The sequence below is a fragment of the Marinobacterium sp. xm-m-312 genome, assembly GCF_013283295.1.
GTDB lineage: Bacteria > Pseudomonadota > Gammaproteobacteria > Pseudomonadales > Balneatricaceae > Marinobacterium_E.
The window spans coordinates 148118-172949 of the sequence record NZ_WBYS01000003.1; the positions used below are offsets into that span (position 1 = coordinate 148118).

General features: G+C 46.5%; 24 protein-coding genes. 9 read left to right on the forward strand and 15 right to left on the reverse strand.

The genetic code is table 11. The features are described from left to right. The first annotated feature begins 151 nt into the window (after nucleotides 1-151). Entirely contained in the window at nucleotides 152-259 is a 108-nt protein-coding gene (locus XMM312_RS11660; RefSeq protein ID WP_371740525.1) for a hypothetical protein, read from the forward strand. Here XMM312_RS11660 and XMM312_RS04995 read toward each other — a convergent pair. Continuing rightward, entirely contained in the window at nucleotides 209-481 is a 273-nt protein-coding gene (locus tag XMM312_RS04995; RefSeq protein ID WP_173481677.1) for a MaoC/PaaZ C-terminal domain-containing protein, read from the reverse strand. The genes XMM312_RS11660 and XMM312_RS04995 overlap by 51 nt on opposite strands. Before the next feature lie 18 nt (nucleotides 482-499). Continuing rightward, nucleotides 500-1525, reverse strand: coding sequence for an MBL fold metallo-hydrolase (locus tag XMM312_RS05000; protein ID WP_173481678.1), 1026 nt, complete (start codon nucleotides 1523-1525; stop codon nucleotides 500-502). Between the two features lie 187 nt (nucleotides 1526-1712). On the opposite strand from XMM312_RS05000, the gene XMM312_RS05005 reads away from it, so the two are divergent. Together XMM312_RS05005 and XMM312_RS05010 are read left to right on the forward strand one after the other, a co-directional pair. Then, on the forward strand, nucleotides 1713-2177 hold the full coding sequence (locus XMM312_RS05005) for a DMT family transporter (protein WP_173481679.1): 465 nt from the start codon (nucleotides 1713-1715) through the stop codon (nucleotides 2175-2177). A gap of 38 nt (nucleotides 2178-2215) precedes the next feature. Beyond that, the gene (locus XMM312_RS05010) at nucleotides 2216-3019 is read left to right on the forward strand and encodes an enoyl-CoA hydratase-related protein (protein ID WP_173481680.1); all 804 of its coding nucleotides are present in this window, start codon (nucleotides 2216-2218) and stop codon (nucleotides 3017-3019) included. A 165-nt stretch (nucleotides 3020-3184) separates the two neighbouring features. Here XMM312_RS05010 and XMM312_RS05015 read toward each other — a convergent pair whose 3' ends face one another. From XMM312_RS05015 to XMM312_RS05040, 6 genes are read right to left on the reverse strand one after another with little or no spacing between them, the layout of a single operon-like run. Next, entirely contained in the window at nucleotides 3185-5071 is a 1887-nt protein-coding gene (locus XMM312_RS05015; RefSeq protein ID WP_173481681.1) for an AMP-binding protein, read from the reverse strand. Between the two features lie 41 nt (nucleotides 5072-5112). Then, nucleotides 5113-6003 (reverse strand): 3-hydroxyisobutyrate dehydrogenase, encoded by an 891-nt coding sequence (gene mmsB / locus XMM312_RS05020; protein WP_173481682.1) that lies wholly within the window; start codon nucleotides 6001-6003, stop codon nucleotides 5113-5115. Between the two features lie 38 nt (nucleotides 6004-6041). Further along, the gene (locus tag XMM312_RS05025; RefSeq protein WP_173481683.1) at nucleotides 6042-7139 is read right to left on the reverse strand and encodes an enoyl-CoA hydratase/isomerase family protein; all 1098 of its coding nucleotides are present in this window, start codon (nucleotides 7137-7139) and stop codon (nucleotides 6042-6044) included. Between the two features lie 10 nt (nucleotides 7140-7149). Then, complete coding sequence (locus tag XMM312_RS05030; protein ID WP_173481684.1) at nucleotides 7150-7926, reverse strand: enoyl-CoA hydratase; 777 nt, start codon at nucleotides 7924-7926, stop codon at nucleotides 7150-7152. Nucleotides 7927-7944: 18 nt separating this feature from the next. Beyond that, on the reverse strand, nucleotides 7945-9102 hold the full coding sequence (locus tag XMM312_RS05035) for an acyl-CoA dehydrogenase family protein (RefSeq protein ID WP_173481685.1): 1158 nt from the start codon (nucleotides 9100-9102) through the stop codon (nucleotides 7945-7947). A 42-nt stretch (nucleotides 9103-9144) separates the two neighbouring features. Next, nucleotides 9145-10638 carry a CoA-acylating methylmalonate-semialdehyde dehydrogenase gene (locus XMM312_RS05040; protein WP_173481808.1) on the reverse strand — a complete coding sequence of 498 codons (1494 nt, stop codon included), beginning with the start codon at nucleotides 10636-10638 and terminating at the stop codon, nucleotides 9145-9147. 257 nt (nucleotides 10639-10895) lie between these two features. Between XMM312_RS05040 and XMM312_RS05045 the strand changes: the two genes are divergently transcribed. From XMM312_RS05045 to XMM312_RS05070, 6 genes are all read left to right on the forward strand, one after another. Continuing rightward, nucleotides 10896-11669: an AraC family transcriptional regulator gene (locus XMM312_RS05045; protein ID WP_256368478.1), complete on the forward strand. Its 774-nt coding sequence runs from the start codon at nucleotides 10896-10898 to the stop codon at nucleotides 11667-11669. A 12-nt stretch (nucleotides 11670-11681) separates the two neighbouring features. After that, nucleotides 11682-12077: a GFA family protein gene (locus XMM312_RS05050; RefSeq protein ID WP_173481687.1), complete on the forward strand. Its 396-nt coding sequence runs from the start codon at nucleotides 11682-11684 to the stop codon at nucleotides 12075-12077. Nucleotides 12078-12160: 83 nt separating this feature from the next. Further along, nucleotides 12161-13318 carry an acyl-CoA dehydrogenase family protein gene (locus tag XMM312_RS05055; protein WP_173481688.1) on the forward strand — a complete coding sequence of 386 codons (1158 nt, stop codon included), beginning with the start codon at nucleotides 12161-12163 and terminating at the stop codon, nucleotides 13316-13318. Between the two features lie 3 nt (nucleotides 13319-13321). After that, nucleotides 13322-14425 carry a CaiB/BaiF CoA-transferase family protein gene (locus tag XMM312_RS05060; RefSeq protein WP_173481689.1) on the forward strand — a complete coding sequence of 368 codons (1104 nt, stop codon included), beginning with the start codon at nucleotides 13322-13324 and terminating at the stop codon, nucleotides 14423-14425. Between the two features lie 44 nt (nucleotides 14426-14469). After that, the gene (locus XMM312_RS05065; RefSeq protein WP_173481690.1) at nucleotides 14470-16125 is read left to right on the forward strand and encodes an AMP-binding protein; all 1656 of its coding nucleotides are present in this window, start codon (nucleotides 14470-14472) and stop codon (nucleotides 16123-16125) included. A 72-nt stretch (nucleotides 16126-16197) separates the two neighbouring features. After that, nucleotides 16198-16602, forward strand: coding sequence for a PaaI family thioesterase (locus XMM312_RS05070; protein WP_173481691.1), 405 nt, complete (start codon nucleotides 16198-16200; stop codon nucleotides 16600-16602). Between the two features lie 3 nt (nucleotides 16603-16605). On the opposite strand, the gene XMM312_RS05075 is transcribed toward XMM312_RS05070, so the two are convergent. From XMM312_RS05075 to XMM312_RS05105, 7 genes are read right to left on the reverse strand one after another with little or no spacing between them, the layout of a single operon-like run. Beyond that, nucleotides 16606-17220, reverse strand: a complete 615-nt coding sequence (locus tag XMM312_RS05075) for a response regulator transcription factor (protein ID WP_173481692.1) — start codon at nucleotides 17218-17220, stop codon at nucleotides 16606-16608. Nucleotides 17221-17222: 2 nt separating this feature from the next. Continuing rightward, nucleotides 17223-18734 (reverse strand): ATP-binding protein, encoded by a 1512-nt coding sequence (locus XMM312_RS05080; protein ID WP_173481693.1) that lies wholly within the window; start codon nucleotides 18732-18734, stop codon nucleotides 17223-17225. After that, the gene (locus tag XMM312_RS05085; protein ID WP_173481694.1) at nucleotides 18731-19555 is read right to left on the reverse strand and encodes a class I SAM-dependent methyltransferase; all 825 of its coding nucleotides are present in this window, start codon (nucleotides 19553-19555) and stop codon (nucleotides 18731-18733) included. The genes XMM312_RS05080 and XMM312_RS05085 overlap by 4 nt, the downstream gene beginning before the upstream one ends. Nucleotides 19556-19602: 47 nt before the next feature. After that, complete coding sequence (locus XMM312_RS05090) at nucleotides 19603-21294, reverse strand: AMP-binding protein (RefSeq protein WP_173481695.1); 1692 nt, start codon at nucleotides 21292-21294, stop codon at nucleotides 19603-19605. Between the two features lie 33 nt (nucleotides 21295-21327). Then, complete coding sequence (locus XMM312_RS05095) at nucleotides 21328-21912, reverse strand: peroxidase-related enzyme (RefSeq protein WP_173481696.1); 585 nt, start codon at nucleotides 21910-21912, stop codon at nucleotides 21328-21330. Continuing rightward, on the reverse strand, nucleotides 21912-22835 hold the full coding sequence (locus tag XMM312_RS05100; RefSeq protein WP_173481697.1) for a hydroxymethylglutaryl-CoA lyase: 924 nt from the start codon (nucleotides 22833-22835) through the stop codon (nucleotides 21912-21914). The genes XMM312_RS05095 and XMM312_RS05100 overlap by 1 nt, the downstream gene beginning before the upstream one ends. Next, complete coding sequence (locus XMM312_RS05105) at nucleotides 22835-24829, reverse strand: acetyl/propionyl/methylcrotonyl-CoA carboxylase subunit alpha (RefSeq protein WP_173481698.1); 1995 nt, start codon at nucleotides 24827-24829, stop codon at nucleotides 22835-22837. Before XMM312_RS05105 ends, XMM312_RS05100 begins: the two co-directional genes overlap by 1 nt. Nucleotides 24830-24832: the final 3 nt, after the last annotated feature.

The window sequence follows — 24832 nt, forward strand, 5'->3', positions numbered from 1 at the left end:
TTTAGTAATAATAAGGAACATTAAAATACATAACTCACCCTTTGAAACAAACCTTGACCAATGTGCAGCGAACTACGCGGCACTTACACCAATTAGTTTTCTGGAGCGTTCGGCTTTTGTTTATCCAGATCGCACCGCAACGGTAAATGGCTTGGTACGTCGTACCTGGAGCGAAACCTTTGCTCGCTGTAAGCAATTAGCAAGCGCCTTAAACAAGGCGGGTGTTAAGAAGGGTGACGCCACCACCAATAACCCCTGAGGCAATCGGCAGGGATTTGGCAATCAGACGCATAGTGATAGAACCTACCTGCCAGCCACTCGCTGCAAGACTTTCAAAGAAGGAATCCTGCGCAGATTCATCTGAAAGGTGGAATGGTTGAGGATCATAGTGTTCGGCAAAAGCTACGATATTCTCGTCAGTGATCTCATAGTTTTCACTTATATATTTATCGCCTGCTTTTAAATCTTCTAAATAGAGCATCGTAACGTCTCTTTAATGTTATTGGTTAGGCAGAGCTTTATAAAGTGGAATATCACTCTCAGCCCCCAGTGTTTGAATATTCTTTTCAGTCAACTGGTAGTTGATATAAGCCATCGTCTCACCATAAGCTAGGTGATGATCCAAAGGTGAGAGCGCCCTTGGAAAGAGAGCTCTCAGAATCTCTTCGGCAGTACTCGGTGTTAGGCAAAAGCTGAGTATTTTGTGAGCGTTTTCTAGATAACCTTTAATAAGCTCATCTACACGATCATGGAGATTGGAGATCGTCTTCTCATGTGATGGAAGAACCAATGTGTCTTTAGGCAGTGATTTAAGCCGCTCTAAACCGGCAATCCAAGTTTTTAGTGGGTTGCTATTAAGTTCTCCAAAACGGACGCTGACATTAGAGCTAATCCTAGCGAGCACTTGGTCGCCCGATATTAATATGCTCCGGTCCTGATTAAACAGTGATGTGTGTGCAACCGTATGGCCATCATTGATTTGTATCTGCCAGGTTTCACCATTGATGACTAATTTTCCCTCTTCCAGCGATAGGTATTTATCTGGGAGGGGGTGGAATGCTTTCTGAAAGCCCAATAAGCCTCTAATTATTAGCTCGTAATCTGTCTCAGGTATGCCTCCGCAATGATAAAAGTCGTTTAACTCTGTAGCTAGAGTAGTGTCATTTTTCGGATCCATTCCCAGAAAATGCTGTAACCCGTCATACTCCGCTTTAGTGACCCAGAGAGGCACCTGCCAGGTTTCACAAATCCAACCAGCTACACCAATGTGATCCACATGAGTGTGTGTTGCGAGCACGGCTTTAAGGGGCTTTGCTTTTGGAAGCGTATTTAAAATCTCTTTTAGAATAGTTTGCGATTGTTCGCTCTTGATCCCTGTATCCACCAGAATCCATCCGTCAATGTCCTCAATAAGGTACACATTTATATGATCTAATGCATAGGGAAGTGGGAGTCGTATTTGATAGATGCCATCAGTAATTTTTGTTGGCTTGCCAGTTAAGTTGAATAATTGATCTGAATGCATGAGCTCATTTGTGGTCGCTGGGTTATGGGGTGTCTTCTTAAAGATTTTATTTTATAGATTTTTGTGTATCGTATCGAGATACTGTCTTTGAGTTGATTTCTGTCGACCAGATAGATTGCTATCATTTCAAACAATAAAAACAATTATTTACAGTTAGGCCATGAAGGCTTTGTGGGAAGATCAGAAAATGAATAATTCAATTGTATATGCTTTGGTCATGTTGCTTGCAGGGATTGGTATACCGACTATGGCAACCCTAAATGGTGGTTTAGGTGGGCGTTTGATGAGCTCATCATTGGCTACTGCAATGGCGCTTGCATTAGGATTTACATCAGTTGCAGTTTACTTGCTCGTAACAGAGGGCTTCCCGAGTAAATTTGTTGCAGATGATCTCCCCATCTATTTCTACTTGGGTGGCTTTTGCGTTGCTTTCTATGTCATCAGCGTCACTTGGATTGTTCCTCGATTTGGCGTCTCAAATGCTATCGCTTTTGCGCTGCTTGGACAGCTAATAGCGATGAGCACTATAGATCACTTTGGGCTATTTGGTGCGCAGCAGTATGCTATTACCCTTAAGCGAATTGCTGGACTGTTGATAATGGCGTTGGGTATCTATTTAGTATTAGATAAGTCTGTTGCAAACAACCATTAAGACCTTCAATCAAAGCATTTTTATATTCGAGGTATAGAGTGAAAATACCAATATTAAAGGACGCTCTTTTTCGCAAAGAAGGAAGAGTCGCTATTTTAACCATGGACCGCGACGATGTTCGAAATGCATTGACGGGCACAAATCTAGTTGAAGATATCCTTGAAACAGTTGAGTGGATTAATCGCGATTCGGAGATTTCTGTACTCATTATTACTGGAGCGGGCTCTTCATTCAGTGCAGGCGGTAACGTTCATGATATGGCTAATCGGGAAGCAGATTTTGCTGGTGATGTTGCGGAATGTGCAACGCGTTATAGGCATGGCATTCAACGGTTACCGGTGGCACTGCAATCATTAGAGGTACCAATAATAGCAGCAGTGAATGGTGCTGCAATTGGTGCAGGATTTGATCTGGCAAATATGGCCGATGTGAGACTTGCTTCAGAACACGCAAAATTTGGTGAAACATTTCTCAATTTGGGAATTATTCCTGGAGATGGAGGGGCTTGGTTTCTGCAGCGACTAATCGGTTATCAACGTGCCTTTGAATTGACTCTGACGGGCAGAGTAATCGATGCGATAGAGGCAAAAGAACTCGGAGTTGTACTGGAGGTTGTTCCAGATGATCAGCTTTTAAACGCATCATTGGAATTGGCAAACCGCATTGCAGCACAACCTCCAAAAGCAACGCGCCTAACTAAAAGGTTGATGAAAATGGCACAGCGTATGGAGTTAAAAGACTTTCTCGATCTTTGTGCCTGTTTTCAAGGAATGTGTCATAACGAACCAGAGCACCTTGAAGCAGTACATCGATTACTGGAGTCGCTATCGAAAACTAAGTGAATTTATGTGCGCCCTCGCTACAGCCTAAGTGGTCTCGAAAGGCCAAGCAGTAAAAACTGAGGCGTTGAATTTGATGTGTAGGAAATGGCAATTTGTCTTTATTGATAAATTGCCATTTACACTGTTTGTATCAGCAGCTTTGGAAGTTACTAATTTATTGAGTTTTTATAAGCCTGCTTTAGATAATACCTGTTGGATTTCATCTAAAATCAGAGGGTCATCTATAGTTGAAGGCATTACGTATTCCTCTTTAGCAGCTATCTTACGAAGAACTGCTCGAAGCACTTTGCCTGATCTTGTTTTAGGTAGACGTTGGACTATAAATGCTTGTTTGAAACACGCAACAGCTCCAACTTGGTCTCTAACCATATTAATTAGTTGAGTGACTAACTCTTCTTCAGAGATATCCTCGCCTGCTTTAAGCACAACTAGCCCAAGAGGGACTTGCCCTTTTAGCTCATCAGGTACTCCGATAACGGCACACTCTGCTATAGCATTGTGTGCTGAAAGAATCTCCTCCATCTCACCAGTTGAAAGACGGTGACCAGATACGTTGATTACGTCATCAGTTCTACCTGTAATGTAGATGTATCCATCTTCATCGATATAACCGCCATCGCCTGTGTGGTAAAAGCCTGGGAAGCTTTCCAAGTATGAAGAGAAATATCGTTCGTTATTGTTCCAGATGCTCCAGGCCACTCCTGGTGGCATGGGCAGGGAAACGCAGATATTGCCCGCTTCTCCCTTCTCAACCTCGACACCTTCATCATCGAGAACACGGATGTCATAGCCGGGAATTGGTTTGTTAGTTGAACCTAGTCGCTCTTTTGAGGGGCTCTCCCAACCCATCATGGGTGCGGTCATTGGCCAGCCGGTTTCAGTCTGCCACCAGTGATCCAATATAGGAACATTTAGCAATTCATCTAGCCAGCCGTAGGTCGACGAATCAAGTTTTTCACCTGCAACAAATACCCATTTAAGTGAGCTGAGGTCGTACTGATTGGCGAGACTGCCGCTCGGATCCTCTTTTCGAATGGCGCGGAAGGCGGTCGGTGCACAGAACATAGAGTTGACGCCGTACTCCGCAATCACACGCCAGAATGTGCCGGCGTCTGGCGTTTTAATTGGTTTACCCTCAAAAAAGATTGCTGAGCACCCCCCCATTAACGGGCCGTATACTATAAATGAGTGACCCACGACCCAGCCAATATCTGAAGCGCCCCACCAAACATCGCCTGCCTGCATCCCGTAGACGTTGTTTAGGGCATAACTCAGTGCAACAGCATGGCCACCGTTATCGCGCACTATCCCTTTGGGCTGACCTGTAGTGCCTGAGGTGTAGAGTATATAAAGTGGATCTGAACCTTTGACGACGACACACTCTGCAGGTTCAGCATCTTTTTGAAATTCTTGCCAATCCAGGTCCCATGGCTTGTCGAGTTCCGCGGATAGCATGGGTCGCTGATAAACGACAGTGTTCTGTGGTTTGTGAGTCGCTAAGTCAATCGCTTGATCAACTAACGGTTTATAGGCGATCTGTTTGTCGAATTCGATGCCGCAAGATGCGGTAAGTATCATCTTGGGGTTTGCGTCGTCTATTCGGATAGCCATCTCGTGTGGGGCGAAACCACCGAACACGACCGAGTGCACAGCTCCTAGGCGGGCGCAGGCGAGCATCGCTACTGCCGCTTCTGGGATCATCGGCATGTAGATCAGCACCGTATCACCCTTCTTAACACCGCGTGCTTTGAGTGCGCCGGCGAACCGCTGTACTCGAGTCAAAAGATCTGAGTAGGTGATCTTCTCTTTGGTATTACTAACCGGTGAGTCATAGTAAAGAGCGACCTGATCTTGGCGACCAGCGGCTACATGACGATCTAGAGCCAGATAACAGCTATTCAGTTCACCATCGGGATACCAGCTGTAGGTGCCAAAATCTGTTTTGCTAAGTGTCGTGCTTGGTGCTTTGAACCAATCGATGCGACTCGCCTGAGACGCCCAATAAGCTTGCGGATCTTCAAAAGCTGCGCTGTATTCGTCGTCGTATCTCATAACCTTCCTCTTATATTTATTGTTGATAGTGAGTTAAGTCGTTACTGATCTTGATAGAGTTTTAAGATGCTAGAGAAGTCCAGTCCGCCATTACCTTTGCTTTTGTGTAGCATGAATAATGAGCGAGCTGCGGCACCCATTGGTGTAGGAGATGCACTCTGCTGACTCACATCCATTGCGAGCCCGAGGTCTTTGAACATCAGATCAACCTGAAAGCCGCCTTGATAGTTGTTGGACGATGGGACATTTGGCATTACGCCAGGAACTGGGTTGTATACTTGTAGAGCCCAGTTGTTGCCAGAACTCTGTTTCATGATTTCTGAGAGAACAGCTGGGTCTAGCCCATTTTTCATTCCCATATTGAGGGCTTCTGCAGTGCCAGTCATCAGTATTCCAAGCATCATGTTGTTACAGCATTTGGCGATTTGTCCTGCGCCACTATCGCCCGCGCGGAATATATTTTTGCCCATTCCTTGGAGAATCGGTTCGGCTTTAGCGAAAAGGTTTTCACTCGCACCTACCATAAATGCCAACGTGCCAGCAGTTGCAGCACCAACACCACCTGATACAGGCGCATCGATGAAGTCGATGCCTCGAGAGGCCCCTGCTGCAGCGACACGCTTGGCGGTCTCAGCGTCGATAGTTGAACTGTCGATCAACAGAGCTCCTGCCTCAACTGCATCAAATAGTGGTTGATCGCCCGTTACGTAAAGGCTCTCAACGTGCTTGCCGGCTGGAAGCATGGTGATTACAAACTCGGCACCTTTCACTGCCTCATAAGCTGAAGTGGTAGCTACTGCGCCGGCCTCTTCAGCTTGTGTAATAGCGGCACTGTTGAGGTCAAAAACCCTTACCATGTGGCCCGCTTTAACTAGATTAGCCACCATTGGGCAACCCATATTGCCTAAGCCAATAAATCCAATTGTTGCCATTTGTATTTCCTCTGTTTTTATTTTTAATGTGCTCAAGTTTAGAGCGAAGCGAGTGGGTTCTCGCTCCAGGGTGACTCGAAAAACTGCGCTACAAAGTTGCTATTAACATCTTGCACGGTTTTATAGATCCAATCAGGACTACCATCTTTATCGATCAAAAGCGCTCGGACTCCCTCGGGGAGCTCGCGATTACGACAGCACTGCACCGAAAGCACCAGTTCGGCCATAAATACCTCTTTAAGGGATAGGTGGCGAGAGCGCTGGAGTTGCTCTGCGATAATGTGTACTGAGAGAGGTGAACCATGAGAGATCGCTTTTTTCGAACGTTGAATCCATGGATCATCGCTTTCCAGTTCGTGCATCGCAGACATAAGGTCGGACAGTGAATCTTGGTCGGTGATCTGCTGGATAAATGCAAAGTGATTCTGAATAGGAGAGTCAGCCCGGAAACTGTCAGTAGAGTTCTGTTCAAACGCACGAAGCACCTGCGTCACTTTGGTGTAGGCATCGCCGCTCCAGTCGCTAGCTTGTAGCTGGGCCACCATTTCCCCATATTTACCCGCGTCGACGAAACGATCCGCAAGGCCTAAAAAGATAGCATCGGCTGCATAAATAGGGTTGCCGGTTAAGCCAAGGAACAGACCGGTTCGTCCTGGCATACGGTTGAGGAAGAAGCTTCCTCCAACATCAGGGTACAAACCAATGGTGACTTCCGGCATAGCAAGGTGTGACGTCTGAGTCACTACTCGGTGGCTACAGCCATTCATCAGTCCCATGCCTCCACCCATAACGATGCCGCTGGCCCAACATATGATTGGTTTGGGGTAGGTGTGGATCTGATAGTCGAGCTGGTACTCACGTGTGAAGTAGTTTTCAGGGAAGTTCGGCTGTTCACCTGATGTGATTGACTTGTAGAGTCCGACTACATCACCACCTGCACAGAAGGCTTTCTCGCCAGCACTCGTAAGGAGGACTGCTTTCACGCGTTCGTCGTTTGCCGCTGCGGTCAGGCGCGGTTGAATCAGCTCAATCATCTCCAGGGTTAACGCGTTTAGCGACCTTTCTGAATTGAGTGAAATTTCCAGGATAAGGTGGTTATCCTGGGTCGCGTGTTCGGTAAATAGTACGCAACTCATAATGATGCCCTTAGCAGTTTTTCCAGTTTGGCTTACGTTTTTCGAGGAAAGCATTTACGCCTTCCTTCTGGTCCTCAGAGTGGAATAGATCGACAAAAAGTTCACGCTCAAGCATATAGCCTGCATTCCAGTGATGTTTTCGGTTGTTTTGAATAAGTAGCTTACAGCTTGCAATAGACATTGGGCTCTGTTGATCCGCTTGTTTGGCCAGCTCCATAGCACGGTTGAATGATTCACCGGTTGCAACAAGCTCTTCAACTAAACCGATCTCTTTTGCTTTAGTAGCGTTTACGCGTTCGCCAAGGAGAATCATGCGCTTGGCCCAGCCTTCTCCAACCAGCATGGTTAAATTTTGAGTGCCGCCTGCACAGGGAAGTAGGCCAACTTTTGCCTCAGGTAAAGCTAATTGAGCCTGCTCTTCTGCAACACGGATATCACAAGCGAGAGCGACTTCTAAGCCCCCTCCCATAGCAAATCCATTTACAGCAGCGATAGATACGCCCCTAAAATTAGATAAAGCTTCAAATGCTTCTCCAAAATAACGTCCCATATCACGTGCTGTAGCGCGATCGCCGTCTGCAAACATATTTAGGTCTGCACCTGCACTGAAGAATTTATCGCTATCTGATTTCAAAACTAATGAAAAAATATTTCGATCTTCATTCAGTTCATTCACTAATGAAATAAGCCCTTTTAGACTCTCCTCTGTCCAAGTGTTAGCTGGAGGATTGTTCATTGTGATGATGGCTGTATGGCCTTGTTTTTCGAGTAGAAGTGTATCTGTCATGCTGTCTCCTATTTGTGATCAAAGAATTTTGGCGCAATCTTGCATTAGTGCGCGTCTAGCAATGATCAAACGCATTATTTCATTAGTCCCTTCAAGAATACGGTGTACACGGTTATCACGCAGATAACGCTCCATTGGGTATTCTTTGATGTAGCCGTTGCCTCCAAATATCTGCAGTGCTTCATCGGCGATGTTATAACCTGCATCCGTGGCAAACTGCTTCGCCATAGCGCAATAAACAGTTCGATCGGGATGTCCAGCATCTAGACGGCTAGCTGCCATACGTATCATCTGGCGAGCAGCTACTAACTGGGTCGTCATATCAGCTATTTTGAATTGCAGAGCTTGAAAATTGCTTAGGGTTTTTCCAAACTGACTGCGGTCGAGCATATAGTCGCGAGCACGTTGAAGTGCCGCTTGAGCAGTACCTATCGAGCAGGCCCCGATATTTATGCGTCCACCATCCAACCCCTTCATCGCTATCTTGAATCCATCGCCTTCGGCTCCAAGAATGGCAGAGGCAGGTACACGTACATCGTCAAAGGTGATCATTCGTGTTGGCTGACTATTCCACCCCATTTTTTGTTCTTTACGTCCGTAGCTAATACCCGGTAGTTTGGCATCTACCACAAATGCAGAGATGCCTTTCGCGCCAGCTTCACCAGTACGGGCCATAACGACTAGGACATCAGTTGAACCAGCTCCAGATATAAAGATTTTGCTGCCGTTGATTACGTAGCCATCACCATCGCGACGAGCAGTGGTTTTGAGGGAAGCTGCATCTGATCCCGCGTTGGGCTCTGTCAAACAGTAAGATGCGAATTGTTCACCAGCGGTTAGTTTTGGACACCAATCCATACGAGTATCGCTGTTGCCAAATTCCGCGATCATCCAAGTCGACATATTATGGATGGTGATGTAAGCAGTAGTTGAAGTGCAACCCATGGCTAGCTCTTCAAAGATGATACTAGCGTCAAGGCGGCTAAGACCTAGACCGCCAACATCTTCTGATGCGTAGAGTCCACAAAATCCAAGCTCTCCCGCTTTTTTAAGCGTATCAACCGGAAATATCTGCTCTTCGTCCCACATGGCCGCGTGAGGTTCGAGTTCTTTCTGTGCAAAACTGCGAGCCATATCTGCAAAAGCAATTTGGTCTTCGTTTAGTTCAAAATCCATACGCTTTTCCTTTGTTATCTTTATCTGTTAAAAGTGGATGACTTACTTTAGCTGAATAGTAGTGTTTACCCCAGTATCGATATCCTCTTCAAACCAGCGTGCTGTTACTGTTTTGGTTTCGGTGTAGAACTTAACTGCCTGTTTCCCGTAAGCGTGCTGATCGCCGTAGAAAGATTTGCGCCATCCAGTAAAAGAGAACATTGGAAGCGGTACAGGTACAGGTACGTTAATGCCAACCTGACCAACCTTGATTTCATGCTGGTATTTACGCGCGACAGCTCCAGATGATGTAAAGATCGATGTTCCATTACCGTATGGATTTGCATTGATTAACTCAATAGCATCTTCGAGAGAATCCAACTCGATGGCGCAAAGTACAGGACCAAAGATCTCCTCTTGGTATATAGACATGTCAGTAGTTACACCGCTAAAAAGTGTCGGACCCACCCAGTTACCGTCAGGAAAGCCTTCAACTTGGCAGTCAGTACCATCAAGCAGACAATTTGCCCCCGAGTCTTTGCCTTGCTGAATAAAATTGAGAACACGCTGGCGTGCTGCTGGGTTGATTAGAGGACCGTATCCAGCTTCGGGGTCATTCCATGCGCCAGGGCGAACCTTCTTCATAGCTTCGCGCAACTCAGGAATCCACTCTTTAGCACTGCCTACAAATAGTGCGACAGATATGGCCATACAGCGTTGTCCGCCTGCACCTACAGAGGCGCCTACTAAATTGTTAATAACCTGGTTTTTCGAAGCGTCAGGCATTATCACCATGTGGTTTTTTGCTCCGGCGAAAGCTTGCACGCGTTTTAGGTGTTCGGTACCTGTGCGGTAGATATGTTCACCAACTGCAACAGATCCTACGAAAGATATAGCAGGCGTGTCCTTGTGAGTGAGTAGTTGATCAACAACTTCTTTGGTGCCATGGACTACCTGGAGTAGGCCAGCTGGTGCACCAGCCTCGATAAACAACTCCGCGAGACGCATAGGTGTCAACGGGTCCTGTTCTGATGGCTTAAGTACAAATGTATTTCCGCATGCAATAGCCATGGGGAACATCCAAAGAGGAATCATTGCGGGGAAGTTGAATGGGGTAATGCCTACACAGACACCTAAAGGCTGAGTAATACTATAACAATCGATCTTGCGAGCTACGTTTTCAACAGTTTCGCCCATAGACAATGACGCGATGTTACAGGCATGTTCTACGACTTCAATTCCACGCCATACATCACCCTTAGCATCTTCAAACGTTTTGCCAGTTTCGCTTGATAGTAGGGTGGCAATCTCATCATGATGCTCTTTCAAAAGCGCCTGATAGCGAAGCATTAAGCGGGCACGTTCGCCGACGGGTGTCTCTTTCCAGGTTTCAAATGCTTTCTTAGCTGAGTCGATAGCTTGATCAACTTCTGCTTCAGTAGCGCAAGGTACCTCTGCGATAACATTTTGTGTAGCAGGATCGGTAACTGGAATGAATTTGTCTGATTGGCTTTGAACCATCTGGCCATCAATAAGTAAAGGAACACGAACAGTCATGAGAAACTCCTGATATATATTTTTTTTGTATTTCGCTTACATTTGTAGCACCGTTTTAAGTGGAATGAGATTGATAATCTTGTTTAGTTGATGGACTATATTGCGATAACAATTAATTCATTAGTAGAAGATTCATAAAAATGAGCAGACCCTCCAATTGGCCTCTACCTCCTGAAAGTGTTCGCTATTTGGTCCCAAAAGCCCTTTATAAGGAACTCTCAAATAATCCACTCAGTTGCGATCTATTCCCTAAAGCGATGGGATATTATTGCCACGCTAAAGGGCACATGATGGAACGATTGATACACGATGATTATTTGATGATTTACTGTATCCAGGGGGAGGGGGTTGTTAGTGCAAGTGGTCATTCAAGCTCAGTAAAAATGGGAGATGTATTAATAGTCCCGTCGGGCTTATCACATCGTTACACTTCGTCTCTAGCTTCTCCGTGGACAATTTATTGGGTTCACTTCGAGGGAGCGCTAGTGAAAAAATTTTGCAGTAACACTCAAGTTGAACGGTCGCCTGGAGGGTTTTATTTAAAAAATATTGGTTTTCATCCGCAGTTAACTGGTAGTTTTGATGCCTTATTGAGTTGCCGCTACTCTGCCCATGATTTGACAGTTCATATCTTTTCGGCAAGCTTGCTTCGTCAAATTTTGTCACATGTTGCGTTTCTTAAGCCGCCTGAACAGTTGCGTCGCCAACGAGAGAGTTTGGACTTAGATAGCCTTCATACACTCATGCAAACGCACCTCCATGAACAGATAGACTTAGATACTTTGGCAGCCAGTGTGAATTTGTCGAAGTACCATTTTGTGAAGCGCTACAGAGCTATTACTGGCACAACACCGATTAATCGCTTCATTCAACTTAAAATAGAGCGCGCTTGCTACTTGCTCGATACCACTGCTATGGAAATAAAGGAGATCGCATTTGAGGTAGGTTATGAGGATGCTTACTACTTTTCGCGTATCTTTCGAAAGCAGATTGGGATTTCACCTAGCCAATATCGCAAGGCTCTGACTTAAAGGAATCTAAGCATGCCTAAATACCAAGCACGCTGTAGTTGTGGACAGTTAAACGCTGTAGTTCAGGCTGATCCATTACAAGTTTTTGTCTGTCACTGCTTCGATTGTCAGCGAAGGACCGGGAGTGCCTTTGGCCATCAGGCACTGTTTGAACAGGAGTCTGTTCATATTGAAGGCGAATCAAGGGAGTACACACAGATCGGGGACGAGGGGTTTAGTGTAACGTTTAATTTTTGTCCTTGCTGCGGGAGTCAGGTTTGGTATCGCGCCGAGCGTGCTAAAGGCATGATCGGTATACCTATTGGTGCTTTTGCTGATGCTGATTTCCCAGCACCGCGTACCTCAATTTATGAGTCGCGCAAACACCCATGGGTTGAATTAGTTGGTGATGTTAAAAGACTGCCTTAATTAACTAGAAACTGAAGAAAAGGGTTTACTAGTAATTCAGATTCGGATATTAATAAGGGAAAACCCCTACAGGAGTTCCCGTAATGAATCTGCAATTGAGTGAAGAACAGCTTCTGATACAAGAGACTGCAAAGCGTATTGCCGAGTCCCAGATAGCAGATGTTGCCGCTGATCTTGATCGCACAAAAGAGATCTCCCCGCTACTAGCGAATTGCAAGTCATTAGCTGAGTTAGGTTTCATGGGGCTGAATATTGACTCTAAGTATGGAGGTACTGAAGCGGGGACTGTTGCATTTAGTCTTGCTCTAACTGAAATAGGTCGCGCTTGTGCTTCAACTGCTGTCACCATGTCTGTAACTAATATGGTTGCGGAAGTTATACAGGCGGTTGGTAACGAAGAGCAAAAAAATCACTATCTACCTAAAATCTGCTCTGGGGAATACAAAGCGGGTAGTTTCTGTCTAACGGAGGCAGGAGCTGGTTCAGACCCTGCATCTATGCGCACGAAAGCGGAGCGGGTCGAAGGTGGTTTCTCAATCTCAGGTACCAAACAGTGGATTACCAGTGCACAGTTCGCTGGTGTATTTGTTGTTTGGGCTGTCACCGATCCAAATGCACCCAAGGGTAAGGGTATCTCATGCTTTTTGGTGGATGCTGATCTCGCTGGAATCAGCATCGGCCCTGCCGAACATAAGATGGGGCAACAGGGATCAGCAACTAACGAAGTACACTTCGATCAGGTTTTTGTGAAGGAATCGGCTCTGCTGGGAAAACTTAATGATGGCTTTAGGATTGCTGTTGCTGAGTTGGCTGGTGGGCGAATCGGTGTGGGCTCTCTCGCATTGGGTATTGGGCAAGCTGCGATGGATTACGCATCGCGATATGTTACTGAGCGTCAACAATTCGGAAAAGCGATTGCCGATTTTCAGGGCATACAGTGGATGATGGCTGATCGTTATACTGAGCTTGAAGCAGCCCGACTTTTACTGATGTCAGCGGCAGATCGAAAGGATCGCGGTATGAGCTTTGCCAAAGAGGCCTCTATGGCGAAACTATTTTCTACCGAGAAGGCGAATGCTGCTTGTTACACCGCGCTTCAGCTCTTAGGTGGATACGGCTACATGCGGGAGTTTCCGCTCGAGCGGTTCAGTCGAGATGCTCGAATCACCACGATTTACGAAGGGACTAGTGAAATTCAGCGGGTCATCATTTCGCGCGAAATTTTGCGTGAATTAGGTTAGTCGATGAAACCCTTAACAGGATTAAAAATACTCGATTTTTCGACACTCTTGCCAGGGCCATATGCCACTATGTTGCTCGCGGATTTGGGGGGGGATGTCATTCGCATCGAGTCCCCTGATAAGCCAGATATTGTGCGTGATCTTGAGCCCCAAATAGAGGGGCAGTCTGCTGCATTTCGTTACCTCAATCGAGGTAAAAGGTCGTTAGCGTTAGACCTAAAAAATCCTAATTCGATAGAGATAGTTCATAAGCTTCTGGAAGAATTCGATATTGTAGTTGAGCAGTTCAGGCCTGGTGTAATGGCCAAGTTGGGACTAGGGTACGAACAACTTAAACAATACAAACCTGATTTGATCTACTGCTCAATCACTGGTTATGGCCAAGATGGGGAGTATGCCGATCGGGCTGGCCATGACATCAACTATTTAGCACTTGCAGGTATATCAAGTCATACAGGACGTGTCAGCAGTGGCCCTTGCTTAAGTGGCCTACAGATGGCTGACCTAGCTGGCGGTTCTCAACCCGCAGTGATTGGTATTTTGAGTGCGGTTATTCATCGCACCCGCACGGGGGAGGGTGCTCACATCGATATTTCGATGGCGGATAATTGTCTTGCGCTTCAGCCCTTGTTGGCGCCCGGTCAGTTAAATGGTGCGTCCGACGAAGGGCTGGAGACGCACTTTCTAAACGGTGGTGGCTTTTACGATTACTACCCCACGCGCGACGGGCGATATATGGCTATTGGTAGCCTTGAGCCCAAGTTTAAGCAACAGCTACTAGAGCAATTAAATATTTCTGAGCTGGGTGCTTTGGATGACTGTACTCTCAAAGATAAGCTGCAAGAGCGTTTTTTATCGGCAGATCAAAGTTACTGGATCGAGAAATTTGCCGCAGCTGATGCCTGTGTTGAGCCTGTACTCAGTATAAAACAGGCGGCAGAGCACCCCTTGTTCAAATCGCGAGACATGGTGGCCCATAGCAATGGCGCAGAGCTTCAAGTAGCCCCCGCCATTCGTTTTAACGGCCATTCGAATCCGTTGCCAAAGCCTGCACCGCTGTTAGGTTGCGACAACAATGAGATTTTAAAACAACTAGAGCTCTTGTAGCTCTTAGGTAGTAAAAAACAATAAAAATAGTTTAAGGAGCGAAAATGAGCGCACAAAACTACCAGAAATTCTACGACCAGTTTAGCGTTGAATCAGTTGAACAGGAGATGTTAGGTACGCTAGAGAAAGGCTTTAACGTCTGTGAAGAGATGATCGATAAGTGGTGCTCTGATCCTACCGCCGTTGCCCTTAGGCATGAGTCGGTGAATGGAACTTCATCCGCTTATACCTTTGTGGAGCTGCGTGACAGAGCTGCGCAGTTCGCCAACTATTTGACCTCGCAGGGTATTGGTCAGGGTGATCGAGTTTCTGCACTCCTGCCTCGTTCAGCGGAATTGATGGTAGTGATTCTCGGTACTCTTCGAGTTGGAGGTGTCTATCAGCCGCTCTTCACTGCTTTTGGTTCAGGAGCCATCGAATATCGAGTGCAGCAAGCGGATACGCGGTTGATCGTGACAGATCCTGCAAATCGCTCAAAACTGGATGATGTCGAAGGTTGCCCAGCGGTGCTGTTAGTTAACGCGGCTCAAGCTCCGGAGCAATATGCTCAAGAGCCTGATTTCGTTACGTCTGTATATAATCAGTCCACTGAGTTTGTCCCCGTGCGTGTGGGTAAAGATGAGCCTTTTCTGCAGATGTTTACCTCGGGTACTGTAGGCAAATCTAAGGGGGTTGCAGTACCTACGAGAGCGATACTCTCTTTCTACGTCTATATGCGCTATGCCATTGGCTTGGTGCCCGAAGATAAGTTTTGGAACGTAGCCGATCCGGGCTGGGCCTACGGTCTCTATTACGCTGTTGTAGGCCCCTTACTCTTAGGAAACACTACTCATTTCTGCGAGGCTGGCTTTACACCTGAAACCACCTATCAGATGCTTCGTAAATATGGGATCACCAACTTAGCTGCGGCTCCTACGGCTTATCGCATGTTGATGGCAAATGATGATCAATTAGGGGCGGATGAACGCTTCAACCTTCGACTTGCGAGCAGCGCGGGTGAACCGCTTAACCCAGAAGTTATTTCCTGGGTTAAACGTCGCTTGGGGTGCCCTGTGATGGATCACTATGGGCAGACAGAGACAGGGATGACCGCTTGTAACCACCATGCGTTGGACCAGTCGGTTGTTCGCGTGGGTTCGATGGGCTTTTCAATGCCAGGGCATAGAGTCGTAGCTCTAGATGCTGATTTCAATGAAGTGAATGAGGGCGAACAGGGGCAGTTGGCGGTTGATATATCTAACTCCCCCCTCTTCTTCTTTCCAGGATACACCTGGCAGGAGAAAGAGCCCTATCATGGTAACTACTATCTCACGGGTGATGTGGTACTCAGTCATGGCGATGGAAGTTTCTCGTTTACTGGTCGAGATGATGACATTATTACTACCGCAGGGTATCGCGTCGGACCGGCTGATGTGGAGAGTACGTTACTAGAGCATGATTCGGTCGCGGAATCCGGTGTGGTGGGTAAACCCGACCAGAAGCGTGGTGCAATTATTAAGGCGTATGTTGTGATTAAATCTGGTTTTGCGCCGACAGAAGAGCTGGCGGAGACGCTGCAGACTCATGTCCGTAGTCGTCTTTCGACTCATGCTTTCCCAAGAGAAATCGAGTTTGTTGACGAGCTGCCTAAGACACCAAGCGGTAAGATACAGCGTTTTGTGCTCCGCAATCGTGCTCGCGACGAAGTCGACGCCTACTAAGGGTGAGTCATCAGATTTTTGGGACTTATCTCTTAGGGGTTCTTCCTTTAAGCAAGTTCATACGAGGTAAAAATGCAGTTAGATGAGATGCGGGCATTTCTTGCCGAACAGTTTCCTCAAGGGGATCGGTTTGGCGAGTTAGTTGAGTTGGAGCCTGGAAAAGCAACAATGGTACTAGCCGTGGGTGATGATCATCTTCGCCCTGGTGGTACTGTATCAGGTCCTACCATGATGGCTTTGGCTGATGTTGCAGTCTATGCAGCTTTACTGAGTGTTATTGGCCCGGTCAGCTTGGCCGTAACCACCAATTTGAATATCAACTTTCTTCGAAAACCCAAAGCTGATGCTAACATTGTAGCGATCGCTGAGATGCTCAAGGTAGGAAAAAGGCTGGCAGTAGGAGAGGTGACTATAGTTTCGGAAGGGGATACTGATCCGGTTGCACATGCCACCATGACCTACGCAATACCGGTCTAAGTATTACTTAGGGGCTAGATTGTTGTGAAGGCGAATCAGATCGGCAATGTTGCTTGCTTGCATTTTTGCCATTACACGGGAACGGTGTACCTCTACCGTCTTTGGACTGATATTAAGCTGATCTGCAATTTCGCGATTGGCATTACCCTGCACAACTAAATCCATAACCTCCACTTCGCGCTGACTGAGGTTGGCGTATAGCTCACGAATGCGTGTCTCTTCGGTACGCAGCTCGTAATTGTCCTCGGCGAGCGAAAGTGCCTTTTTTACCAAACGTATAAGTACATCACCATCGAACGGCTTCTCTATAAAATCTATTGCGCCCTGTTTCATTGCACTAACTGCCATCTGAATATCTCCATGACCAGAGATCACGATGATAGGCATCTTAATATTCCGTTCGATCATAATCTGTTGCAGCGCCAGTCCGTTGATCTCAGGCATACGTACATCCAACAACATGCATCCAAGGCCGCCGTCGTAGCGTTCTAGAAAACTCCGAGCACTTGAAAAACACTCAACCCTGCAGTTAACCGACTCCAATAACCAACTCATCGAGTTGCGGAAGTCTTCGTCATCGTCAACGATGTATATTGTGCTATTGGTTAGCTGATCCATGGCTAGTCTCTTATCGGAAGCTTGAGTGTAAATCGAGTTCCATCTTCTGCATCACTGGTCGCATACAGCTGCCCACCGTGTGTCTCTATAATGGTTCGTGATATGGATAAGCCCATCCCTAAGCCGGTCGATTTGGAAGTATAGAAAGGTTCAAATAGTCTCTCTAGCCCCTCTTGAGATATACCGCTGCCCTTATCTTCTACATGAATAACCAGTTGCTTTTCATTCAATTCTGTCTTTATGGTAACGGACCTCTGCGATCGCTCGCAATCACTGTATGCCTCAATCGCGTTACGGATCAGATTAAGAAGTACCTGCTCAATCTGTATTTTATCGGCCACCAGAAGAGGGTCCTGCTTAGCTAACTCGAAAATGAAGCGGATATTGTGATCCAGTGCTTCCTGATAGAGGAAGGTAGAAACCTCGCGGCAGCACTCGTTAATTGAGAACTCCACCTGATGGTGCTCGGTCTTTGCCACAAATGCACGCATACGTTTGATGATATCCGATGCACGTTTCGCCTGTTGAGTGATCAGTTTCATTGACTGGGTTACAGTTTCAACCGGATTTGTAACTCCCTCACTTAAACGTAAGGCCGTTCCGTGACAGTAATTGAGAATGGTTGCGAGAGGTTGATTGATCTCATGTGCCAATCCGGCAGCCATCTCACTTACAGACATCAGACGTGACATATGTGCAATTTCAAGCTGGTGTCGTTTTGCAGCTTCCTCTGCTCTTAATTTGAGGGTTATATCGCGACCAATAATAGAATAGTAGTCGACTTTATCGTCTTCGCGGCGATTGCGGTGCGCGATGATCTCACGAATTTCAGCGACCCGCTCTAGACTATCAGGCAACTCCATCGGGATGCTGCCGTACCAGACTCCGTGATCAAAAGCGTGCTTCAAAGCATCGCATACCAGTGAGTGATATATTTCTTGAGTGAATAGCTCTGGTAGGTAATAGCTTACTGGAGTCTCTTGTTCCGTTCCTAGTGTGTGGTAGGCGGATTCATTTAGGTATGTAAGCCTGTGCGTCTCATGGTTACAAAACATGATCATATCTGAAGATGCTTCGACTACTCTTGCAAGACGTGCCATAGTCTGCTGAATCTCTTCGCGTTCGGTTACGTCGCGTGAGACACAGATGATTTCCAGCGGTTTCCCGGCTGAATCACGGATGACGCGACTAGTGGTTTCTAACCAGATGTAGTGTCCCGCTTTATGACGATAGCGATATATGTTGCTATACAACCCTTCACGGTATCGCACGCTGGCGTCACGCTTGGTGAGGTTGTCTGCATCATTGGGATGGAATGCTGCATAACCAGAAGTGCCAATGATCTCTTCAGCGGTGTACCCTAGAATCTTCTCTACCGCAGGACTGACATCTATATAGGTCCAATCAGGCGAAGTGGTATGGCGAGAGATCATATCAGTCGACTGCTCTGCAAGCAGACGATATCTGTCGGCATCTTCGCGGCAGTTTTGAAGTTCGTCGATCGGTTTTATCATCTCGCCCTTGCTAATATTTCTACGACGCGTACCGCGTTATTAGAAATATTAAACACAATATTCTTTCCCATGGCTAAAAATTCTTGTCCAAAGATCATAGTAGGCGCTAGTTTTGCACGCGACTGTTGAGAAGTTGTTTCTTTGGCTACTTGCTTTTGGCGCCAGTTAAGCGCCTCCTCTGTCCAATCTTCTATTGACTGGATGTCGAAATCTGCAGACTTCAGTAGCTCAGTCATTTTTTCTATGCTGATTATATGCGATGTCGCGCTAGAGCGTGCCCAAGGAACAGGATAGACCATCATTTCGGGTGTGGTTCCTGTAAAAATTTCGTGCAGCAATAGTGAACCTTTCTCACGCAAAAGCCTATGGCACTCGTTTAACAGCGCTTGAGTATCGGGTATGTTGAGTAAAGAATGTTGAAATATAATTAGATCAAAACTGGAGTCTTTGAAAGGTAAAGCAAGTGCATCAGCTGTTACTACTCGACCTCTGAAATCGCCCACTGCAACACGGCTAAGCTCGCGGTTAAGGCGGTTGAATTCGTGACAGATGTCGATTCCGGTGACTTGCATCGTCCCGTGTGACTCCACTTGACGCATTAATCCACCTAAACCTGACCCGACCTCCAAAACATGTAGCGGTTTCAGAGGTGTTAGTCGCTCAAGTAGCCTTTTTGATGCGCCCAAACCACCGACATGTAGTTGGTCAACTGGCGCTAGTTGAAAGTCTTCTGCGCCTTCAGAGAAATGTTTGCGAATTTGCCCGACGATCAGTTCTACATCGAGTTCATTTTGGTAGTGATTTTGAATTGTTACAGACATATTTACCTGAGAAGATAAGGGGAGTATTTAGCTCCCCTTGTTGACTATTACTCGCTCTCGATCTCTAACTCACTAATAGATATTTCACGCATCTTGAATTTCTGGATCTTGCCGGTCACGGTCATTGGGAAGCTATCAGTAAATTTGAAGTGCTTAGGAATCTTGAAGTGTGTGATCTGTCCTTTACAGAACTCCTTCAAATCATCTGCGCTTACCTCAGGTGCATTTGCAACCAGCTTAATCCATGCGACTAACTCTTCACCGAAGCGTTTGTCAGGAACCCCGATCACCTGTACGTCAGAGATGTGTGGATGGGTGTATAGGAACTCCTCAATCTCTTTCGGGTAGATATTTTCACCTCCACGAATCACCATATCTTTGATGCGGCCCACGATTTGGATATAGCCTTCATCGTCCATAATGGCGAGGTCACCTGTATGCATCCAGCGTGCCTCATCAATCGCATTGCTAGTCGCTTCTAAGTTGTTCCAGTACCCAAGCATTACGCTGTATCCGCGAGTACAAAGCTCACCAATCTCGCCTCGTGGGACCGTATGGCCCGTGGCTGGGTCCACCAGTTTCGTCTCCAGGTGCGGTTGAGTGCGACCAACAGTGGTGACCTGTTTTTCGAATGGATCACTGGCAGCAGTCTGGGTAGATACTGGGCTAGTCTCAGTCATACCGTAGGCGATCTGTACCTCTTTCATGTGTAGTTTTGAGTTGACAGCTTTCATCACTTCGGCGGGGCAGATAGAGCCGGCCATGATGCCAGTACGAAGAGTTGATACGTCGTACTTATCAAATTCCGGGTGCTCAAGTTCAGCAATGAACATTGTAGGAACACCGTAAAGTGCGGTAGCTCGTTCAGCCTCAACGGTTTCGAGCACTGACTGGGGCTCGAACGCATCGGATGGGTAAATCATTGTCGCGCCATGAGTCACACATCCGAGGTTACCCATCACCATACCGAAGCAGTGGTATAGAGGGACTGGAATAACCATGCGATCTTGATCGGTCAGGTTCATCGACTCTGCCACGAAGAAACCGTTGTTAAGAATATTATGATGCGACAGGGTGGCACCTTTCGGGAAGCCGGTGGTACCAGATGTATATTGAATATTAATTGCATCATCAGCCTGTAGTGCCGACTGAACAGATTCAAGGTGCTCACTTGAGACACCCTGTCCTAGCTCTACAAAGTCGTTCCAGCGCCACATGCCGGAATGTTTGTCTGAATCGAGATTGATCACTCCTTTTAGGTGGTTCAACTTGGTCGATTCGAGTGCTCCAACAGCAGCGTGTTGTAATTCAGGTGCTAATTCATAGAGCATGCCGCGGTAGTCGGAGCTCTTAAAAGAATCTGCGGTTACTAAATACTTGGCCTCTGATTGGTTGAGTGCATACTCAAGTTCATGTAAGCGGTAAGCAGGGTTGATATTTACTAGAATCGCACCGACTTTTGCAGTAGCGAATTGGGTAATAGTCCATTCAGCGCAGTTCGGTGACCACATGCCAACACGATCACCAGGTTCGACACCGATCGCGATGAAGGCTTTAGCCGCCTGTTCCACTCTTTCAGCCAGCTCAGCATAGGTCCAGCGGATGTTTTGATGACGCACAATTAATGCGTCATTATCAGCAAAGCGATGAGCAATTTCATCAAACTTGTCACCGATTGTAGTGCCGAGTAAAGGTGTAGTTGAAACGCCATTCGTGTAGCTTAGGTTTATTGTTTTCATTCCTTAGCTCCTTAGAGTTGTAGTGATTTAAGGTTAAGACCGATTCTGTGTGTGGTATTCAAGGTTTGGTTGCATATCGACAGCACTTGCTACGCGGTTGGTCATATTGTAGAAACCAGCGACATTGGCTATATCCCAAATGTCGCGATCGCTGAAGCCAACATCTCGGAGCGCTTGGCGATCAGCTTCGATCATAGCCTCTGGAGACTCTGTTAACTTTACTGCGAAGTCGAGCATTGCGCGCTGACGCTCGGAAAGCTCAGCTGCACGATAGTTCATCACCATTAATTCACCTAAGGTTGGATCACCAGAGTATCCCCGCACGGCGGCTCCGTGAGCTACTTGACAGTAGTAGCAGCTATTCGATGCTGAAACAGCAACAGCAATCATCTCTTTCTCTAATTTGGTTACGCCGCTTTCACCGAACATTAGCTCGTTGTAAATGCGAGAAAAGACGTCCAGTTGATCCGGTCGATGACTGTAGGCTTTTAGTACATTTGGAACCATGCCAAGCTTTTCATCACAAACATTAAAGTATTTTTGAAAATTATCTGGCAGTTCTTCTCGTGCTGGGATGCCAAGTTCGAGAGCGGTTATATGTTTTGGTTGTGCGCTCATTATTGTTCCTCCAACTGTAATCGATCAGCTCCCATTGCCAATGCGACCTTTGAGTTATTTTTCTTATCCAGTTTTTTGGTGATCCAGTGGCTAGTTTTCACTAAAGCATCCAGATTAATACCTGATGAAATGCCTAAACCTTCCAGCAAGTAGACCACATCTTCAGTTGCCACATTCCCAGAGGCACCCTTAGCGTATGGGCATCCTCCAAGGCCTGCAACAGAACTATCGATGACTGCAATTCCCTCTTCAAGAGCTGCGTAAATATTCGCCAACGCTTGCCCGTAGGTATCGTGAAAATGAACAGCCAAACGCTCTTTAGGGACGAGAGCACTCACTGCGGCCAGCATGCGCTTCACTTTTAATGGAGTTCCGACCCCTACCGTATCACCTAGCGATATCTCATAGCAGCCCATTTTGTACATAGCTTCCGCAACTTTCGCCACAGCCTCTGGATCGATATCTCCAGCGTAGGGGCAGCCAATTACTGTCGAGACATATCCGCGAACAGGAATACCAGCCTTTTCGGCGGCGGACATGACGGGCTTAAAACGCTCTAAACTTTCACTTATTGAACAGTTGATGTTTTTTTCAGTAAACGCCTCAGAAGCTGCACTGAATACGGCAATTTCATTAGCGCGACCGCTAATTGCGCCTTCAAGGCCAATCAAGTTAGGAGTTAATGCTGAATAGGTCACACCCTTCTTGCGTTCAATACCACTCATGACTTCAGTAGCATCTGCCATCTGAGGCACCCATTTCGGTGAAACGAAGCTTGCAGCTTCAATATGAGTGAGCCCAGCATCCGCCAGGGAATTGATCAGTTCAACCTTAACCTCGGTGCTAATGAATTCACCTTTTTCATTTTGAAGACCATCACGGGGGCCTACCTCAACGATTCTTACTGAATTGGGTAAATTCATTAAGCTTCAACCTCCGCGAGTGGCTCTATCGCAATAAGGTCTGCGCCTTCGCTAACCATGTCACCATCAGCATAAAAAATTGAGCTTACCTTCCCGTCGTACGGTGCGGAAATTTTATGCTCCATTTTCATAGCTTCCATAATCACAAGCGCCTGTCCCGCAGTCACCTCTTGACCTTCTTCGACTAGAACGGCGACCACCGCTCCGTTCATTGGAGCTGAGAGTGAACCTTCGTTGTTCTCATTTGTATCAGTAAATGTCTGACGATGGCGAATACATTCAAATTGTTCGCCTTGGTAAAATAGTGCCAGCTTGTCTCCATCTAAATTCCCATGAACAGAGAGTTTATGGCCATCAATCACCAGAGAAAGGAGATCCTCCGATAGGCAAGCTTTCACTTCATAGTGGATATCACCGAGACTGAGGTGATAGCAATTTCCTATCTCTAATACATTAAGATCATAGTGCTCATCATCAATCACTAACGTAACTGGCCGAGAATATGAAGAGTTCAAACGCCAGCTACTAGTTGAGCTGAAAGGGGAGAACTGGTCGCCTGGAATGATTGAGTTGCTTCGTTCAGATTCGCAAAAGAAAGCCGTAGCAATAGCAAGTAAGCGATTTTTATCTGCAGACTGTGATTTGAAAATTAGTTTTTCGTGTTTTTCAATGAATCCTGTGTCTAATTCGCATTCTCTAAATGGAGTTGAATCAGCAAGTGCATGAAGGAATTGGGTGTTAGTTTTAACACCTGAAATACGATAATCCTCAAGTGCTTGTACCATGCGATCAACGGCTTTTTCTCTGCACTCATCCCATACAATCAATTTAGCAATCATAGGGTCGTAATAGATGCTGACTTCGTCACCCTCAACAACACCAGTGTCAACTCGGACATGATTGCTTTCTACAGGCGTTCTCAGGTAGTTCAGTTTGCCTGTAGCTGGAAGGAAGTCATTCTCTGGGTCTTCAGCATATATGCGCGCTTCAAGTGCATGCCCTTTAATTGTTAGTTCGTTCTGAGCAAGAGGAAGTGCTTCGCCACTAGCTATACGAAGTTGCCATTCGACTAGGTCTAGGCCTGTAATCATTTCTGTTACAGGGTGTTCTACTTGTAGACGTGTATTCATCTCCATGAAGTAGAAGGAGCCATCTACGTCATACAGAAATTCAACTGTGCCGGCGCCAACGTAATTAATAGCCTCTGCTGCTCGAACAGCGGCCTCTCCCATCGCACGCCTGGTTTCATCTGAAAGTCCTGGAGCAGGAGCTTCCTCGATTACTTTTTGATGGCGGCGCTGCACAGAACAATCGCGTTCAGCAAGGTAAATTGAATGACCTAATTGATCACAGAAAACTTGAATTTCTACGTGGCGAGGTTGAGTAAGATAGCGTTCAATAAGCATGTCGGGATTGCCAAAAGCGTTTTGCGCTTCTCGGCGAGCAGACTGCAATGCACTATCAAACTCTTCTAATGAATTTACAACGCGCATCCCTTTACCACCGCCACCCGCAATGGCTTTGAGAAGCTGTGGGTAACCACAACGCTCTGACTCTTTGCGCAGCAACTCAGGTGATTGATCTTCACCATGGTAGCCAGGAACTAATGGAACACCTGCATCTTCCATAATTGCTTTCGCGGCAGATTTGGAGCCCATCGCAGCAATAGCGGACGAAGGAGGGCCAATGAATGTTATTCCCTGTGCTTCAAGAGCTTCTGCAAAAGAGGTGTTTTCAGATAAGAAACCATAGCCTGGGTGGACTGCTTGTGCACCTGAGCGCTTGCAGATATCTATAATCGCATCTGTGCGTAAATAACTTTCTGAACTAGGTGCAGGGCCTAATAGGAATGCTTCATCGGCCATGGTTACATGTCGCGCATTCGCATCTGCTTCTGAGTAAACCGCAACACATTTTATGCCTAAACGATGTGCTGTCTGAATAACGCGGCATGCGATCTCGCCACGGTTTGCAATTAATATTTTACTAAACATCTT

Excerpts from the sequence above, each read along its gene's own strand:
- XMM312_RS04995 (WP_173481677.1), bottom strand. The coding sequence starts at position 481 with ATGCTCTATTTAGAAGATTTAAAAGCAGGCGATAAATATATAAGTGAA.
- XMM312_RS05000 (WP_173481678.1), bottom strand. The coding sequence starts at position 1,525 with ATGCATTCAGATCAATTATTCAACTTAACTGGCAAGCCAACAAAAATT.
- XMM312_RS05005 (WP_173481679.1), top strand. The coding sequence starts at position 1,713 with ATGAATAATTCAATTGTATATGCTTTGGTCATGTTGCTTGCAGGGATT.
- XMM312_RS05015 (WP_173481681.1), bottom strand. The coding sequence starts at position 5,071 with ATGAGATACGACGACGAATACAGCGCAGCTTTTGAAGATCCGCAAGCT.
- mmsB (WP_173481682.1), bottom strand. The coding sequence starts at position 6,003 with ATGGCAACAATTGGATTTATTGGCTTAGGCAATATGGGTTGCCCAATG.
- XMM312_RS05025 (WP_173481683.1), bottom strand. The coding sequence starts at position 7,139 with ATGAGTTGCGTACTATTTACCGAACACGCGACCCAGGATAACCACCTT.
- XMM312_RS05030 (WP_173481684.1), bottom strand. The coding sequence starts at position 7,926 with ATGACAGATACACTTCTACTCGAAAAACAAGGCCATACAGCCATCATC.
- XMM312_RS05035 (WP_173481685.1), bottom strand. The coding sequence starts at position 9,102 with ATGGATTTTGAACTAAACGAAGACCAAATTGCTTTTGCAGATATGGCT.
- XMM312_RS05040 (WP_173481808.1), bottom strand. The coding sequence starts at position 10,638 with ATGACTGTTCGTGTTCCTTTACTTATTGATGGCCAGATGGTTCAAAGC.
- XMM312_RS05045 (WP_256368478.1), top strand. The coding sequence starts at position 10,896 with ATGGGATATTATTGCCACGCTAAAGGGCACATGATGGAACGATTGATA.
- XMM312_RS05050 (WP_173481687.1), top strand. The coding sequence starts at position 11,682 with ATGCCTAAATACCAAGCACGCTGTAGTTGTGGACAGTTAAACGCTGTA.
- XMM312_RS05055 (WP_173481688.1), top strand. The coding sequence starts at position 12,161 with ATGAATCTGCAATTGAGTGAAGAACAGCTTCTGATACAAGAGACTGCA.
- XMM312_RS05060 (WP_173481689.1), top strand. The coding sequence starts at position 13,322 with ATGAAACCCTTAACAGGATTAAAAATACTCGATTTTTCGACACTCTTG.
- XMM312_RS05065 (WP_173481690.1), top strand. The coding sequence starts at position 14,470 with ATGAGCGCACAAAACTACCAGAAATTCTACGACCAGTTTAGCGTTGAA.
- XMM312_RS05070 (WP_173481691.1), top strand. The coding sequence starts at position 16,198 with ATGCAGTTAGATGAGATGCGGGCATTTCTTGCCGAACAGTTTCCTCAA.
- XMM312_RS05075 (WP_173481692.1), bottom strand. The coding sequence starts at position 17,220 with ATGGATCAGCTAACCAATAGCACAATATACATCGTTGACGATGACGAA.
- XMM312_RS05080 (WP_173481693.1), bottom strand. The coding sequence starts at position 18,734 with ATGATAAAACCGATCGACGAACTTCAAAACTGCCGCGAAGATGCCGAC.
- XMM312_RS05085 (WP_173481694.1), bottom strand. The coding sequence starts at position 19,555 with ATGTCTGTAACAATTCAAAATCACTACCAAAATGAACTCGATGTAGAA.
- XMM312_RS05090 (WP_173481695.1), bottom strand. The coding sequence starts at position 21,294 with ATGAAAACAATAAACCTAAGCTACACGAATGGCGTTTCAACTACACCT.
- XMM312_RS05095 (WP_173481696.1), bottom strand. The coding sequence starts at position 21,912 with ATGAGCGCACAACCAAAACATATAACCGCTCTCGAACTTGGCATCCCA.
- XMM312_RS05100 (WP_173481697.1), bottom strand. The coding sequence starts at position 22,835 with ATGAATTTACCCAATTCAGTAAGAATCGTTGAGGTAGGCCCCCGTGAT.
- XMM312_RS05105 (WP_173481698.1), bottom strand. The coding sequence starts at position 24,829 with ATGTTTAGTAAAATATTAATTGCAAACCGTGGCGAGATCGCATGCCGC.